Here is a 13,467-nt window from a genome sequence, read left to right on the forward strand (position 1 = left end):
CGGCCGCCCCGGCCCCGGCCGCCCCGCCGCGGTCGTGGGAGCGGTCGCGGCCGGGATCGTCGCGGGGCTCGTGGGAACGGCGCTGCACGGGCACCTGCTCTTCCTGGGCGGGGTGGCCCTGCCCGCCGGTGCGCTGGCCGCGCTGCTCCTCGCGGGCAGCCTGTTCCTGCTGTGCGGTCTCTGGGCGCGGAACGTGATGATGACCGCGGTGGCGGGCGCGATCGCCTACGGGGTCGTGGCGATGCTCTCGAGGTCGGAGAAGACGCTCATCCTCACCGGATCGTCGACGGCTGCGCCCGGGACGGCCCTCGCCGGGAACCTCTGGCTCTTCGGCGTGCTCGGCGTGACCCTCGCCGCGGTGGTGCAGTGCGCCGTGGTGCTGCGGCGCAGCCCGTAGGACCCCGCGCCGGTGTCAGTCGGCGGTGCGGTCGAGGTGATGCGCCAGCATGATGGACGTCGCCGTGCCGTCCCCGTCGGGTGCGCGGTGCGCGTAGTCCTCGATGACCGACCGGATGCGCCCCATCATCTCGGCACGGTGTTCGTCGTTGAGCCGGACCCCGACGCGCCAGACGTCGATCTCGGAGGGCTCCAGGCCCTCGATCTCCTGCAGGAACGTCTCGACGAGGACGGGCGCCGCGTTCGGGACACGTGTGTTCCACGACAGCCCGGTCGCACGGTACGGGATCTCCTTCGCGCCGCGGTTCCCGGTGCGGGCCTCCTCGGCGGCGAGGAATCCGGTGGTGAGCAGGGTCCGGACGTGGTGCAGCGTCGTGGCCGGGTTGAGGCCCAGGGCCTCCGCGATCTCCTTGTTGGTCCGGGGCTTGTGCAGGCACAGCCTCAGGATGCGGAGCCGGACGGGAGAGCTGAGCGCGCGGCCCCGGGCCTGGAGATCCTCGTCTGAGTCCATGCGCCGATTGTACGGGAGACCGGCGGTCGGGTTGGCAGGTCCCAATCACTGGGGCGGGCAGGCCCGGGGCGTCCCGCGCCGCCGGTCATTGTCATCGCCGCCGATCGGTGCTTAGGTGGTCGGAGTGATCATCACAACACCGAGGGGGACGGTATGGCGGGGGACAGCGTGGCCGGGGTCAGGACGTGGGAGGTCGCACTGCGATGGGGGATCGTCCTCGGGGCGGCCGCGGTGGCGATCCTGCTGCTGAGTCCGCTGATCATCGCCAACGTCGGCACGATGACCGTCGAGGGTGAGTCGGCGGGATCGACGCTCGTGACGGTGCTGGTGTCGATCGTCCCCTCGGTGCTCCTCCCGTTCTCGGCCGCCCTCGTGGGGGCGGCGCTGGTGATGCGCCACGCCGAAGCCCTCGCCTCGGCGGCGCCCCGCCCGGCCGCCCGCGACCACGCGGACTGACGCGACCACCGGGACACAGGCTTTCCTCACGGCACCGTGCGGCGGGGCGCGCGGCGTGGGGGAGGCGGCGGCACGGGCCGGGCGGCGGTGACATCGGCGAGGAGCACGACGTCGTCGCCCCTGCGGGTGCGCACCGTGCAGGTGGTCGCGTCGACGGCGACGAGTTCACCGAGGGAATCCGTGAACCCCGTGTCCAGCCGTCGTCGGACGACGACCCTCGTGGCGAGGGGGAGCGAGGCGAGGAGGTCCGCGGGTGTCTGCACGCCTCAAGGGTAGGCCCCGGGCGGGCGCTGCGGCGCCCGCACGGCCGGCGGGGCCCTGGTCCTGCCAGGCGGGCCGTTGCGTTAAGCTGGAGTCCGCACCACGGGTACGTCAGCCCGACACCAGTCACCAGGAAAGGCGTGGGAAGTGACCTACGTAATCGCGCAGCCATGCGTGGATGTCAAGGACAAGGCCTGTATCGAGGAGTGCCCTGTCGACTGCATCTATGAGGGCGAGCGGTCGCTCTACATCCACCCCGATGAGTGCGTGGACTGCGGTGCCTGCGAACCCGTGTGCCCGGTCGAGGCCATCTACTACGAGGACGACACCCCGGAGCAGTGGGCCGAGTACTACAAGGCCAACGTCGAGTTCTTCGACGACCTCGGCTCGCCCGGCGGCGCGGCGAAGGTCGGCAACACGGGCTTCGACCACCCCATCATCGCGGCCCTGCCGCCCCAGAACCAGCCCGCGTAGGTGGCGGCCGGCGAGCCGAAGCCGTTCGGCCTGCACCTGCCCGACTACCCGTGGGACGCGCTGGTGCCCTACCGGAAGACCGCCTCCCGCCATCCCGGGGGCCTGGTGGACCTGTCGATCGGTACTCCCGTGGATCCGACGCCGGAGCTCATCCGGACGGCCCTCGCCGCGGCGGCCGACGCGCACGGCTACCCGACAACCCACGGCACCGCCGCGCTGCGGGAAGCGATCAGCGACTGGTTCGCGCGGCGCAGGGGAGTGGCAGGGCTCGATGCCGCGGACATCCTGCCGACCATCGGCTCCAAGGAGCTCGTCGCGTGGCTCCCCCTGTTGCTGGGACTGGGCGAGGGCGACGTCGTCGTCCGGCCCTCCGTCGCCTACCCCACGTACGACGTCGGCGCGCGGCTGGCGGGAGCGACGCCCGTCGCCGCGGACTCCCTCGCGGAGCTTCCCGAGGACGTACGGGCCCGGGTCCGCCTGGTCTGGATCAACTCTCCCGGCAATCCGACGGGCGAGGTGCTCGACGTCGGGGCGCTGAAGTCCGTCGTCGACGACGCGCGGTCGCTCGGCGCGGTGGTGGCGTCGGACGAATGCTACGGCGAGCTGGGCTGGGGCCGTTGGGATCCGGCGGAGGGCGGGGAGCCCGTGCCCAGCGTGCTCGACCCGCGCGTGTGCGGTGGCTCCCACGAGAACCTGCTGGCCGTCTACTCGCTGAGCAAGCAGTCCAACCTCGCCGGCTACCGGGCGGCCTTCACGGCCGGCGATCCGGCGATCGTCGCGAACCTCGTCAATTCCCGGAAGCACGCCGGCATGATCGTGCCGTATCCGGTGCAGGAGGCCATGCGGGTGGCCCTGGGGGACGACGCCCACGTGGCCGCGCAGAAGGACCTGTACCGTCGACGTCGTGCCCTGCTCGTGCCGGCCCTCGAGGCGGCGGGCTTCACGATCAGCGGCTCGGCGGCCGGCCTGTACCTGTGGGCCTCGAACGGCCGGCCGACCTGGGACACCATCGATCGCCTCGCCGGGCTGGGGATCCTCGCCGGCCCGGGCACGTTCTACGGCGACGCCGGGGAGGGCTTCATCAGGGTGGCGCTCACAGCGGGCGACGAGCGGATCCGGGCGGCGGTGGCGCGACTCGCGGACGCCTCGCGCTGACCGCCGCGCCGGTCCTTCCGTCGGGTGCCGTACGGCAGCAGGATTAGTGATCGGGGCCTCGCTGACGGTAGCGTTTGGCGTGAATGTGCTGAGCCCGGGGTGACTACGCCCTCGTGCGAGGCGATGGAATGTGGCGATGACCGCGCTTTCGCTCCTGAAGGAGAATCAATGACCGAGCAGAATGCCTCCCTGCAGTACGGTGGCGGAGAACTCAGCCTGCCGCTGGTACGCGCAGCCGAGGGCAACCACGGCTACGACGTGTCGAAGCTGCTGAAGCAGACGGGCCAGGTCACCTTCGACCCCGGCTTCATGAACACCGCCGCCACCACCTCGGCGATCACCTACATCGACGGCGACGCGGGCATCCTGCGATACCGCGGGTACCCGATCGAGGAACTCGCGAAGCACTCCAGCTTCCTGGAGGTCTCCTACCTCCTCATCTACGGGAACCTGCCGACGCCCGAGGAACTGACCGCCTTCGACGGCCGCATCCGCCGGCACACGCTCCTGCACGAGGAGCTGAAGGGGTTCTTCGGCGGCTTCCCGCGGGACGCCCACCCGATGCCCGTGCTGTCCTCGGCCGTCTCGGCGCTGTCCACGTTCTACCAGGACTCGCTCGATCCCTTCGACGACGAGCAGGTGGAACTGTCGACGTTCCGCCTCATGGCGAAGCTGCCCGTCATCGCGGCCTACGCCCACAAGAAGTCCATCGGCCAGCCCATGCTGTACCCGGACAACTCCATGAACCTGGTGGAGAACTTCCTGCGGCTCTCCTTCGGCCTGCCCGCCGAGCCGTACGACCTCGACCCCATGATGGTCAAGGCGCTGGACCTCCTGCTCATCCTGCACGCCGATCACGAGCAGAACTGCTCGACGTCGACCGTCCGCCTCGTGGGCAGCTCCAACGCGAACATGTTCGCCTCCGTCTCCGCCGGGATCAACGCGCTCTTCGGCCCGCTGCACGGCGGGGCCAACGAGGCGGTGCTGAACATGTTGCGCGACATCAAGGCCCAGGGCATGCAGCCCGAGGACTTCATGGAGAAGGTCAAGCGCAAGGAAGACGGCGTGAAGCTCATGGGCTTCGGGCACCGCGTCTACAAGAACTACGACCCCCGCGCGAAGATCGTCAAGGCCACGGCCCACGACATCCTCAACAAGCTCGGCGGCAACGACGAACTCCTCGACATCGCGATGCGGCTCGAGGAGAAGGCCCTCGCCGACGACTACTTCATCGAGCGGAAGCTGTACCCGAACGTGGACTTCTACACGGGCCTCATCTACAAGGCCATGGGCTTCCCGGAGAAGATGTTCACCGTCCTCTTCGCGATCGGCCGTCTCCCGGGCTGGATCGCCCAGTGGCGCGAGATGATGCAGGATCCGCAGACGAAGATCGGCCGTCCGCGCCAGCTGTACACGGGCGAGGGCGAGCGCCACTACCCCGCGAACTGATCGTCCGCACCACGACGGCGGCCGTCCACCTCCAGGAGGTGGGCGGCCGCCGTCGTCGTGCGGGGCCGTCGTCGTCCCCCGGGGCGGACCGCCGCGGCGGGCGCCCAGACCCGGGGGAACGCCCCCACGGGTCTGGGCCGCCGCGCCGGGTGTACGCCCCGGGGAGCCGGGTGCGCGCCCCGGGAACCGGGGGCCCTGCCCGGTCCGCCGATCAGGCGCCGGTGCTCGCGTAGCCCTGCGGGTTGTTCTTCTGCCAGCGCCAGTGGTCCTCGCACATCTCGGCCAGGGTGCGGGTCGCGGACCAGCCGAGGTCGGCGAGGGCCGACGACGGGTCGGCGTAGCTGACCGCGGCGTCGCCCGGCCGACGGGGGGCGAACTCGTAGGGGATCTCCCGTCCGACCGCCGCCGAGAACGCCCCGAGGACCTCGAGCACGGAGGATCCGTTGCCCGTCCCGAGGTTCCAGGTGTGGACGCCGCCGTGGGTGACGAGGTAGTCCAGGGCGGCGAGGTGACCCTCGGCCAGATCCACCACGTGGATGTAGTCACGCACCCCGGTGCCGTCGGGCGTGGGGTAGTCGTTGCCGAACACACGGACCTTCTCCCGGCGTCCCACGGCCACCTGCGCGACGAACGGCAGGAGGTTGTTCGGGACGCCCGTGGGGTCCTCCCCGATGGTGCCCGAGGAGTGCGCGCCCACGGGGTTGAAGTAGCGCAGCAGCGCGATGCTCCAGCGGGGATCCGAGGCGCCGAGATCCATCAGGATGTCCTCGATCTGCTCCTTCGTGCGCCCGTAGGGGTTCACGGCGTCCAGTGGGAGCTTCTCGGTCAGCGGCACCTCCTCGGAGGCGCCGTAGACGGTCGCGGACGAACTGAAGACGAGGGTGCGCACGTCGGCGTCGTCCATGACGCGCAGCAGGTTCAGGGTGCCGCCGACGTTGTTGGAGTAGTAGTAGAGCGGCTTCTCCACGGACTCGCCGACGGCCTTCAGTCCCGCGAAGTGGATGACGGCGTCGACCTTCTCCTCGGCGAAGATGGCGCGCAGCCGGGGCTCGTCGAGGAGGTCGGCCCGGTGGAAGGTCGGCGTCCGGCCCGCGAGGGCCGCGACACGTTCGAGCGAGGTCTCCGTGGAGTTCAGCAGGTTGTCGACGACGACGACGTCGTGGCCGTGATCGAGCAGGGTCAGGACGGTGTGCGAGCCGATGTAGCCGCTGCCACCGGTAACGAGAATTTTCACGCTCCCATCCTAGGTGCATCCCCGCGGCTGGACGGTGGCGGCTCGGTTCACCTAGAGCGGTGGTGCCCCGACGGTTTCGTACATCGCGTAGTCGTCCGTGGTGACGGTCCCGTTGCTGAAGAGGCTCATCCCGAAGCTGATCGCGGTGGCGCCGGCGGGCAGGGGCGGTGTGGTGAGACTCGCCTGGGTGTAGGTGCCGGACGGGGTGAGCCAGGGACCGGAGGTCCAGTACACCCAGCTGCCCGCGGAGTTGCGGTAGTACAGGGCAAGCTGGGTGACCGCGGTGGAGGTGTACCAGGCGCGTACCGAATAGGTGCGGCCGGGGATGGCCTTCGGGGCGCAGACCCCGGTATCCAGCAGGGGCAGCAACTTCGCGTCCCCGCTGACATGGTTCGTGATCGTGAGCTTCTCGGCCCTGGTACCCGTGCGCGCGGCGGTGACGATACTGAACGCCGGGGTGTTGGTACCGAAGCCGGCGGCCTGCCAGCACTGGGGGAACGCTCCCGAACCTGCCGTCTCCAGGCTGGGGTTCTGGACGAGGTTCGTCCCGGCCGCAGGAGGCGGTGTGGTGGGCACGCCGGCGACGTCGAACATCTCGTAATCGTCCGTGGTCAGGGTGCCGTTGCTGAACAGGTTGAGGCCGAAGCTGATCCCAGTGGCACCTTCAGGCAGGGGCGGCGTCGTCCAGGTGGCTTTCTGGAACGTGCCGGACGCCGCAAACCAGGGGCTGGAGGTCCAGTACTTCCATGATCCGATACCGGTGCGGTAGTAGAGCGAGAACTGGGTCGGCGCAGTGGACTTGTACCAGGCACCGAGGTTGTAGGTGCGTCCAGCCGTGGCCGACGGCGAACAGCCGCCGAGGTCCAGGGCGGGAAGCAGCTTCGCATCGCCGTCGACGTAGCCGCTCACCACCAACTGTTGAGCCCGGGCGCCCGTGCGGCCGGCGACGAGCGAGAAGGCGGGAGTGTTGGTCCCGTAACCCGCCTGGTTCCAGCACTGTGGGACTCCGTTGGCGAGGGTCTCGAGACCCGGGTTCTTCACGAGATTCCCTCCGGCGGGCGGAGGAGGGACGGCTGGTCCGGCGACGGCGGGCTTGACCGTTCCGCCGATCACCTGACCGACGGTCTTGACGGTCGTGGTGGCGGGCCTGGTCCTCAGCCATGCGGCGAACTGGTCGAACAGCGCCGGTGTGACGGCCAGCGGATCGGTTGCGGGGTTCGCGAAGCGGTGGAAGGTGAGTTGGACCCATCCGCCCACGGATTCGGCCCGGGTGACGGTGTTCTGCAGGTCCGCGAGCGTCCACGTGTTCTCGACCTGATCCGGGGCGGCGGTGTTCCACGGGTTCCTTGGGGGAATCCGCTCGGCCAGGGGGCATCCGGCGCAGCTGAACCGGGTCTGGATGTCCCCGAGACCGCGCGCGCTGTTGTACCCGCAGTTCCTCGCGATCGTCTCGACCGAGGGGGTGCTGGACGCGAACGGGTACGCGAAGCTCGTGACGCGGAACCCCCAGGCGGTGAGGTTGACGCGGTCGTTGCAGATCTGGCGGGTCGCCTCGTCGGACGGCAGGGCCACCAGATCGGGATGGGTCACGGTGTGGCCACCGATCTCATGGCCGGCGGCGGCCAGTGCCCGCAGATCGGATTGCGACAGGAAGCCCGCCGTGTCGATGGTCCCCGAGTTCACGTAGAACGTTCCCTTCAAACCGTGGTTCTTCATGATCTGCGCCGCCGCGAGTTGATCCGCCGTGCCGTCGTCGAAGGTCAGACTGACGACGGTGGGGCTGGCCGCCTGCGCCACCGGGGCCGATACGATCCCTACGCCTGTGACCGCCAGGCCGAGCGCCAGCAGGGCAGCGGCGGCCCGGCCGGCCCAGGACCTTCGGGGTGCGCGGCTGCGGAGAGGTGCGCTGGATTCGCTGGATGGCGTCATGACATCGTGCTCTTTCCGGACTGGGGGCTCCAGGTCTCACGCCCCACCGGGGGAGAGCAATCGGGGTAACCCGCCCATCGGCGCGAGCGGAGCTGCGGGGCGTGAGACGGCCACTCTATGACGGTTTCGCCTCGGCCGGACCACGGGGGACTACGCATTCTTTCGGCGCAGTCACTTGCTCCGGTGCCTCTGGAGCCGTCGGGATCCGGGGATTATTGTAGGACTGAACCCGACCGGCTCCGAAGGAGGCCCATGTCGCACGCCGCATCCGGCCACAGCGCGCACTTCACGGTGGACACCTCGGAGGTGCTGCTCGTGGCCCTGTACCTCAGGGACTGCGCGGGGCTGCAGGGCACGGGTCTGCCGGCGCTCCCGCCCCTCTTTCCTGCGGTGCGCAGGGTCGCGACACGGCAGTTGACCCGCGCGGTGGGGGGACGGGCGACGCTGCGCGTCGAGTGGGAGGCGTGGTGGCACACCCTGCTGGCGCACCGCGTCGGGGACGCGGTCCTCCCGCTGCCGCCGCACTTCGAGGCACTCGACGGCATGGCGGCGATGAAAGCCCTCCTGCGGGCGCACTTCGGCACCGCGATGGCGTGGGCGGAGGAGCGGTGCGCCGAGTACGCCCTCCGCGTGGGAGCCCGGGGTGCGGACAGCATGGATCGCTTGCTCGGTCGGATCCTCCAGGAACGAGAACTCGAGCTGGGCCGCCCGGCCCGCCCCTTCACGCTCGAGGTCATCGAGCTGCCCCTCGCCGGACGGCGCGCCTGGTGGGTGGAACCCGACACGCTCCTGATCTGCCAGGACCTGTTCGACGACGAGGGCTCCGTCCGCAGCTACGTCGAGCCGATCATCCGGGTGCTCGCCTGAGCAGGGGGCGCCGCGCGCAGGGATTCAGGGTGTCGCCCCGGCGACGGTGATGGTGACCGTTCCGGGCTCCGTCGTCGTCGACGACCAGCCGCCGTCCGCCCGGTCCCATGCGAGGCCGGAGAACGCCACCGAGGTGATCTGCAGGGCGGACGCGTTCGCGACAGCCCACTGCGCGACGGCCCAGCCCCTGGTGTCCGCTGCGTCGACCGTGAGGCGGGTTCCGTCCACCGTGCCGCCCAGCGGACCGAAGACCTCCTCGGCCGCGGTCGAGACGGCGAGTGGGTCGCCGGCCGCGGACGGGTCGCGGAGGGTGCAGTCCAGGGCTGCGGGGGAGTAGCCGGTCAGCGCGGAGGCGAACGCCCGGCCCTCCGGCTCGTGGTCCGCGTAGGCCGTGGGGTAGGCGGAGCGCTGGACCGTCTGGGCGGCCTCGGTGATCGGCAGCGTCTCGTAGCCCGGGATCTTCACCAGGGCGTCGTAGAACGCCCCTGCGGCGTAGAGGGGCGTCATGACCTGCTCCTGGGTTCCCCAGCCCTGCGAGGGGCGCTGCTGGAACAGGCCACGGGAGTCCGGCCCGGCGTCGTCCCCGTAGTCGATGTTCTCCAGGCGGGACTCCTGGATCGCCGTCGCGATGGCGATGGATGCGGCCCGGGCAGGCAGCCCACGGTTCACCGCGACGCCCGCGATGAGGGCCGCGTTGCCCGCCTGCTCCGGGGTGAGCTCGAACGTGTCCGGGCCGACCGTCGCGCTGCACCGCTCCCGGATCAGCACCTCGCTCTCACCGAGCTGGCGGACGGCGGCTGCGGTGCCGCCGACGACGACGACGGCGAGCGCGGCGAGCATGGCGCCGGTGCGAAGCTGCCGCCGTCGACGCCGGACGGCGGCCGACGGGGGCCGCGGTGACATGCGCTAGTTCGCGTGCAGGGCCGGATTGAGGGCGATGCCCTCGCCGGTCCGGGGGCGGGCCTCGACGGCTCCCGTGGCGGAGTTGCGGAGGAAGAGGATGCCGGCCTCCCCGGAGAGCGTCGTGGCCTTGACCAGCGACCCGTCCTGCAGCGTCACCTTGGTGCCCGCGGTGAGGTAGAGCCCGGCCTCGACGACGCAGTCGTCGCCGAGGGAGATCCCGACGCCGGACTCGGCACCCAGCAGGCACCGCTCGCCGATGGTGATGCGTTCCTTCCCGCCGCCGGAGAGCGTGCCCATGATCGAGGCCCCGCCGCCGATGTCGGAGCCGTTCCCGACGACGACGCCCGCCGAGATGCGCCCCTCCACCATGGACTGGCCGAGCGTGCCGGCGTTGAAGTTCACGAAGCCCTCGTGCATCACGGTGGTGCCGTCGGCCAGGTGGGCGCCGAGCCGGACGCGGTCGGCATCGGCGATCCGGACGCCGGACGGGACCACGTAGTCGACCATGCGCGGGAACTTGTCGACACCGTGGACGGCCACGGGTCCGCGGGCGCGCAGCGCGGCGCGGACCGTCTCGAAACCGTCCACGGGGGCCGGCCCGTAGTTGGTCCACACCACGGTCGCCAGCAGGCCGAAGATGCCGTCGAGGGAGATGGTGTTCGGCTGGACGAGGCGGTGGGACAGGAGGTGGAGCCTCAGGTAGGCGTCCTCGGTCCCGGTCGGGGCGGCGTCGAGGTCCACGACGAGGTCCACGACCCGCTGGGTCACGTGCCGGGCGTTGTCCACGCCCGACTCCGCGAGGGCCTCCAGCGTGTCCCGCAGCCCGGCCGTCGCGGCACCGCCGTCGGCCGGCTCACCGACCCAGGGGGCGGGGTACCAGGTGTCCAGGACGGTCCCGTCGGAGGCGACGGTGGCGAGGCCGAGGCCGCCGGCCGGACGCCCGGGAGCGGACATGGATGAGCTGGGCGCAGGAGGAGTCATGGTCGCAAGTCTACCGAGCGATAGTGTTGCAGCATGATTCCCACCCCCTCCACGGTGCTCGACCTGCACTCCGACGTGGCCCAGCTGACAGCGCGACTCCTCGACCTCGAGAGCGTCTCCGGCAACGAGGCGGGCATCGCGGACGCCGTCGAGCAGGCCCTGCGGCGCCTGGACCACCTGGAGGTGGTGCGGGACGGCGACTGCGTCATGGCGCGGACCGGACTCGGGCGGTCGGAGCGGGTGATCCTCGCCGGCCACCTCGACACCGTGCCCCTCCCGACGGTCCCCGGTTCGCGCGGGACCGTGCCGTCCGTGTGGGACGGCGACGTCCTGTACGGGCGGGGTGCCACCGACATGAAGGGCGGTGTCGCCGTCCAGCTCGCGCTCGCGGCGGCCCTCACCGAGCCCACGCGCGACATCACGTTCATCTTCTACGACCACGAGGAGGTCGAGGCCTCCCTCAGCGGACTCGGCCGGGTGGCGGCGTCGCACCCGGACTGGCTGGCGGCGGACTTCGCGGTGCTCCTGGAACCGACGGACGGCACCGTGGAGGGCGGCTGCAACGGCACCGCGCGCTTCGAGGTCCGGGTCGCGGGGAAGGCCGCGCACTCGGCGCGTGCCTGGCGGGGCGTCAACGCGATCCACGGCGCCGCCGAGATCCTCGTCCGGCTCCGGGACCACATCCCGGCCACGGTCCACGTGGACGGTCTCGACTACCGGGAGAGCCTCAACGCGGTCATGATCAGCGGGGGCACCGCGGGCAACGTCATCCCGGACAGCGCGGTGATTGAGGTGAACTACCGCTTCGCCCCCGACAAGACGCCGGCGGAGGCCGAGGCGTACGTCCGGGCGCTGCTCGAGGGATTCGAGGTCGAGCGGACGGATGTGGCCGCCGGGGCGCGACCGGGCCTGCAGCACCCGGCGGCGGCCGCCTTCGTCGCGGCCGTCGGCGCGGAGCCGAAACCGAAGTACGGCTGGACCGACGTCGCACGGTTCAGTGCCCTCGGAGTGCCGGCCGTCAACTTCGGTCCCGGGGACGCGCTCCTCGCACACACCGACGACGAGCACGTGCACGCGGAGGCCATCCGTGCGTGTCTCGGCGCGCTGACGACCTGGCTGTCCTGACCCGATCGGCATTGCCCGGCATTGCCCGGCCTTGCCCCGCCTCGCCCGGCCGGCCACCCCGGGGCAGCCGCGGCGGATCGTGTGTTCCCGGACGACGAAGGACCCGGCGCGTGTGGACTGCGCCGGGTCCTTCGTCGTCCTGCGGGGTCCCCGGTCAGGTGGAGGCCGGGTCCATCGCGACCGCGCCGACCACGGCGGGCCGGCGTCCCTTGGTCCTGAAGCTCAGCAGGACGGAGAGCCGTGTCGCGAGGGAGGACAGCGCGAAGTTGATGACGATGAAGATCGCGGCTGCGACCATCAGCGACGGGATGACGTTGCCCTCGCCGACACCGAGCCGGCGCATGTACTGCAGCAGCTCGGGATAGGTGATGATGAAGCCCAGCGCCGAGTCCTTGAGGATCACCACGAACTGGCTGATCAGGGCCGGCAGCATGGCGATGAGGGCCTGCGGGACCTCGACGCTGCGCAGCGACTGGCCGGCGGTCAGGCCGATCGCCATGCCCGCCTCGCGCTGGCCCTTGGGCAGTCCCTGGACGCCGGACCGGACCAGCTCGGCGATCACGGAGCCGTTGTAGAGCGTCAGGGCGGTGACCACCGCGATGAGCGGGGCGTCCTGGGGCTGCACGGCGCCCGAGCTGCCGAGGGCCAGCCAGAAGAAGATCATCATGAGCAGCACGGGCACGGCGCGGAAGAACTCGACGACGACGCCGGCGATCCATCGGACCGGCGTCAGGTGCGAGAGCCGGCCGATGCCGAAGATCAGGCCGAAGAGCACCGAGGTGACGATGGCGATCGCCGCCGCCTTCAGCGTGTTGGCGAGCCCGGGGAGGATGAAGAACTCCCAGGTCCGCGCCTCGAGGAAGGGCGTCCACTTGCTCGCCTCGAGCTGTCCCTTCTCGGCCAGCGCCATGACGATCCAGGCGATGATGCCGAGGGCGATCAGCACACCGATGATGTTGCCGATCATGATGTTCCGGCGGGCACGGGGGCCCGGCGCGTCGAAGAGGACCTGCTGGGCGCTCATCGTGCCACCGCCAGTTTCCGTGAGGCCCAGGTGGTCAGCAGCCCGATCGGGATGACCAGGACCACGAACCCGAGGGCGAAGGTGAAGAAGATCGGGATCACGAGGTCCGAGCGGAACTCGATCATGGTCTTCATGAGGCCCGAGGCCTCGGCGGCCACCGAGCCCGCTGCGGCGACCGTGGAGTTCTTGATCAGCGCGATCAGCACATTCCCGAGGGGGGCGATGGCGCCGCGGAAGGCCTGGGGGAGGATGATGAGGCGCGCCGCCGGCAGGAAGCTCAGGCCGATCGCGCGTGCCGCCTCCGCCTGTCCGAGCGGAACGGTGTTGACGCCGCTGCGGATGGCCTCGCACACGAAGGCCGCGTGGTAGACGGCCAGGCCCACGATGGCGATCCTGAACAGGCTGGTGTTCAGGTCGGCCGCGAGGCTGACCTGGAGGACGGAGAACAACCCGAGGAAGCCGAAGGCCAGGATGATGGTCAGCGGCGTGTTGCGGAAGATGTTCACGTACGCCGCACCGAACCACTGCAGGCTCGGGATGGGGGAGATGCGGAACAGGGCCAGCACCGTGCCGATGCCGAGCGCCCAGATGGCGGCCCAGAACGACAGTTGGATGTTGACCCAGAACGCGGCGAGCACGTCATAGGTCTCGAACAGCGACAGGTAGTCCTCCACGGTTCACCTCTTTCCTGGTGGGGACATG

The 13,467-nt window shown here is 70.6% G+C and carries 15 protein-coding genes; 7 read left to right on the forward strand and 8 right to left on the reverse strand.

Annotated elements, in window-relative coordinates:
* The coding region (locus ACSGDB_RS06025) for a hypothetical protein (protein WP_434993571.1) at positions 1–397 on the forward strand (397 nt) is incomplete at its 5' end.
* A gap of 15 nt (positions 398–412) precedes the next feature.
* Here the strand turns inward: ACSGDB_RS06025 and ACSGDB_RS06030 are convergent.
* Positions 413–907 carry an ArsR/SmtB family transcription factor gene (locus ACSGDB_RS06030; RefSeq protein WP_434993572.1) on the reverse strand — a complete coding sequence of 165 codons (495 nt, stop codon included), beginning with the start codon at positions 905–907 and terminating at the stop codon, positions 413–415.
* A gap of 153 nt (positions 908–1,060) precedes the next feature.
* Here ACSGDB_RS06030 and ACSGDB_RS06035 point away from each other — a divergent pair, with 153 nt between their 5' ends.
* Complete coding sequence (locus tag ACSGDB_RS06035) at positions 1,061–1,363, forward strand: hypothetical protein (protein WP_434993573.1); 303 nt, start codon at positions 1,061–1,063, stop codon at positions 1,361–1,363.
* Between the two features lie 26 nt (positions 1,364–1,389).
* Here the strand turns inward: ACSGDB_RS06035 and ACSGDB_RS06040 are convergent, their stop codons facing one another.
* Positions 1,390–1,626 carry a putative acetyltransferase gene (locus ACSGDB_RS06040; RefSeq protein WP_434993574.1) on the reverse strand — a complete coding sequence of 79 codons (237 nt, stop codon included), beginning with the start codon at positions 1,624–1,626 and terminating at the stop codon, positions 1,390–1,392.
* Positions 1,627–1,771: 145 nt separating this feature from the next.
* Here ACSGDB_RS06040 and fdxA point away from each other — a divergent pair, with 145 nt between their 5' ends.
* The 3 genes from fdxA (at position 1,772) to ACSGDB_RS06055 (ending at position 4,702) form a co-directional block, all read left to right on the forward strand.
* Positions 1,772–2,098 carry a ferredoxin gene (fdxA, locus tag ACSGDB_RS06045; protein ID WP_049829022.1) on the forward strand — a complete coding sequence of 109 codons (327 nt, stop codon included), beginning with the start codon at positions 1,772–1,774 and terminating at the stop codon, positions 2,096–2,098.
* A complete protein-coding gene (dapC, locus tag ACSGDB_RS06050) occupies positions 2,099–3,253 on the forward strand; it encodes a succinyldiaminopimelate transaminase (protein WP_434993575.1) in 1,155 nt (384 codons plus the stop codon).
* Positions 3,254–3,421: 168 nt separating this feature from the next.
* Positions 3,422–4,702 carry a citrate synthase gene (locus ACSGDB_RS06055; protein ID WP_434993576.1) on the forward strand — a complete coding sequence of 427 codons (1,281 nt, stop codon included), beginning with the start codon at positions 3,422–3,424 and terminating at the stop codon, positions 4,700–4,702.
* Positions 4,703–4,913: 211 nt separating this feature from the next.
* On the opposite strand, the gene galE is transcribed toward ACSGDB_RS06055, so the two are convergent.
* Complete coding sequence (gene galE / locus ACSGDB_RS06060; protein WP_434993577.1) at positions 4,914–5,936, reverse strand: UDP-glucose 4-epimerase GalE; 1,023 nt, start codon at positions 5,934–5,936, stop codon at positions 4,914–4,916.
* A 51-nt stretch (positions 5,937–5,987) separates the two neighbouring features.
* Positions 5,988–7,865 carry a polysaccharide deacetylase family protein gene (locus ACSGDB_RS06065; RefSeq protein WP_434993578.1) on the reverse strand — a complete coding sequence of 626 codons (1,878 nt, stop codon included), beginning with the start codon at positions 7,863–7,865 and terminating at the stop codon, positions 5,988–5,990.
* Positions 7,866–8,117: 252 nt separating this feature from the next.
* Here ACSGDB_RS06065 and ACSGDB_RS06070 point away from each other — a divergent pair, with 252 nt between their 5' ends.
* Positions 8,118–8,732: a hypothetical protein gene (locus ACSGDB_RS06070; protein ID WP_434993579.1), complete on the forward strand. Its 615-nt coding sequence runs from the start codon at positions 8,118–8,120 to the stop codon at positions 8,730–8,732.
* Positions 8,733–8,756: 24 nt separating this feature from the next.
* Here ACSGDB_RS06070 and ACSGDB_RS06075 read toward each other — a convergent pair whose 3' ends face one another.
* Positions 8,757–9,635, reverse strand: coding sequence for a hypothetical protein (locus tag ACSGDB_RS06075; protein WP_434993580.1), 879 nt, complete (start codon positions 9,633–9,635; stop codon positions 8,757–8,759).
* A gap of 3 nt (positions 9,636–9,638) precedes the next feature.
* Positions 9,639–10,616 carry a 2,3,4,5-tetrahydropyridine-2,6-dicarboxylate N-succinyltransferase gene (dapD, locus tag ACSGDB_RS06080; protein ID WP_434993581.1) on the reverse strand — a complete coding sequence of 326 codons (978 nt, stop codon included), beginning with the start codon at positions 10,614–10,616 and terminating at the stop codon, positions 9,639–9,641.
* A 33-nt stretch (positions 10,617–10,649) separates the two neighbouring features.
* Here dapD and dapE point away from each other — a divergent pair, with 33 nt between their 5' ends.
* Positions 10,650–11,741: a succinyl-diaminopimelate desuccinylase gene (dapE, locus tag ACSGDB_RS06085; protein WP_434993582.1), complete on the forward strand. Its 1,092-nt coding sequence runs from the start codon at positions 10,650–10,652 to the stop codon at positions 11,739–11,741.
* Between the two features lie 154 nt (positions 11,742–11,895).
* Here dapE and ACSGDB_RS06090 read toward each other — a convergent pair whose 3' ends face one another.
* Both ACSGDB_RS06090 and ACSGDB_RS06095 read right to left on the reverse strand, forming a co-directional pair.
* Positions 11,896–12,765: an amino acid ABC transporter permease gene (locus tag ACSGDB_RS06090; protein ID WP_434993583.1), complete on the reverse strand. Its 870-nt coding sequence runs from the start codon at positions 12,763–12,765 to the stop codon at positions 11,896–11,898.
* Entirely contained in the window at positions 12,762–13,439 is a 678-nt protein-coding gene (locus tag ACSGDB_RS06095) for an amino acid ABC transporter permease (protein WP_434993584.1), read from the reverse strand. The genes ACSGDB_RS06090 and ACSGDB_RS06095 overlap by 4 nt, the downstream gene beginning before the upstream one ends.
* Positions 13,440–13,467: the final 28 nt, after the last annotated feature.

This window comes from Arthrobacter sp. Ld5 (assembly GCF_051172775.1).
Lineage (GTDB): Bacteria > Actinomycetota > Actinomycetes > Actinomycetales > Micrococcaceae > Arthrobacter_D.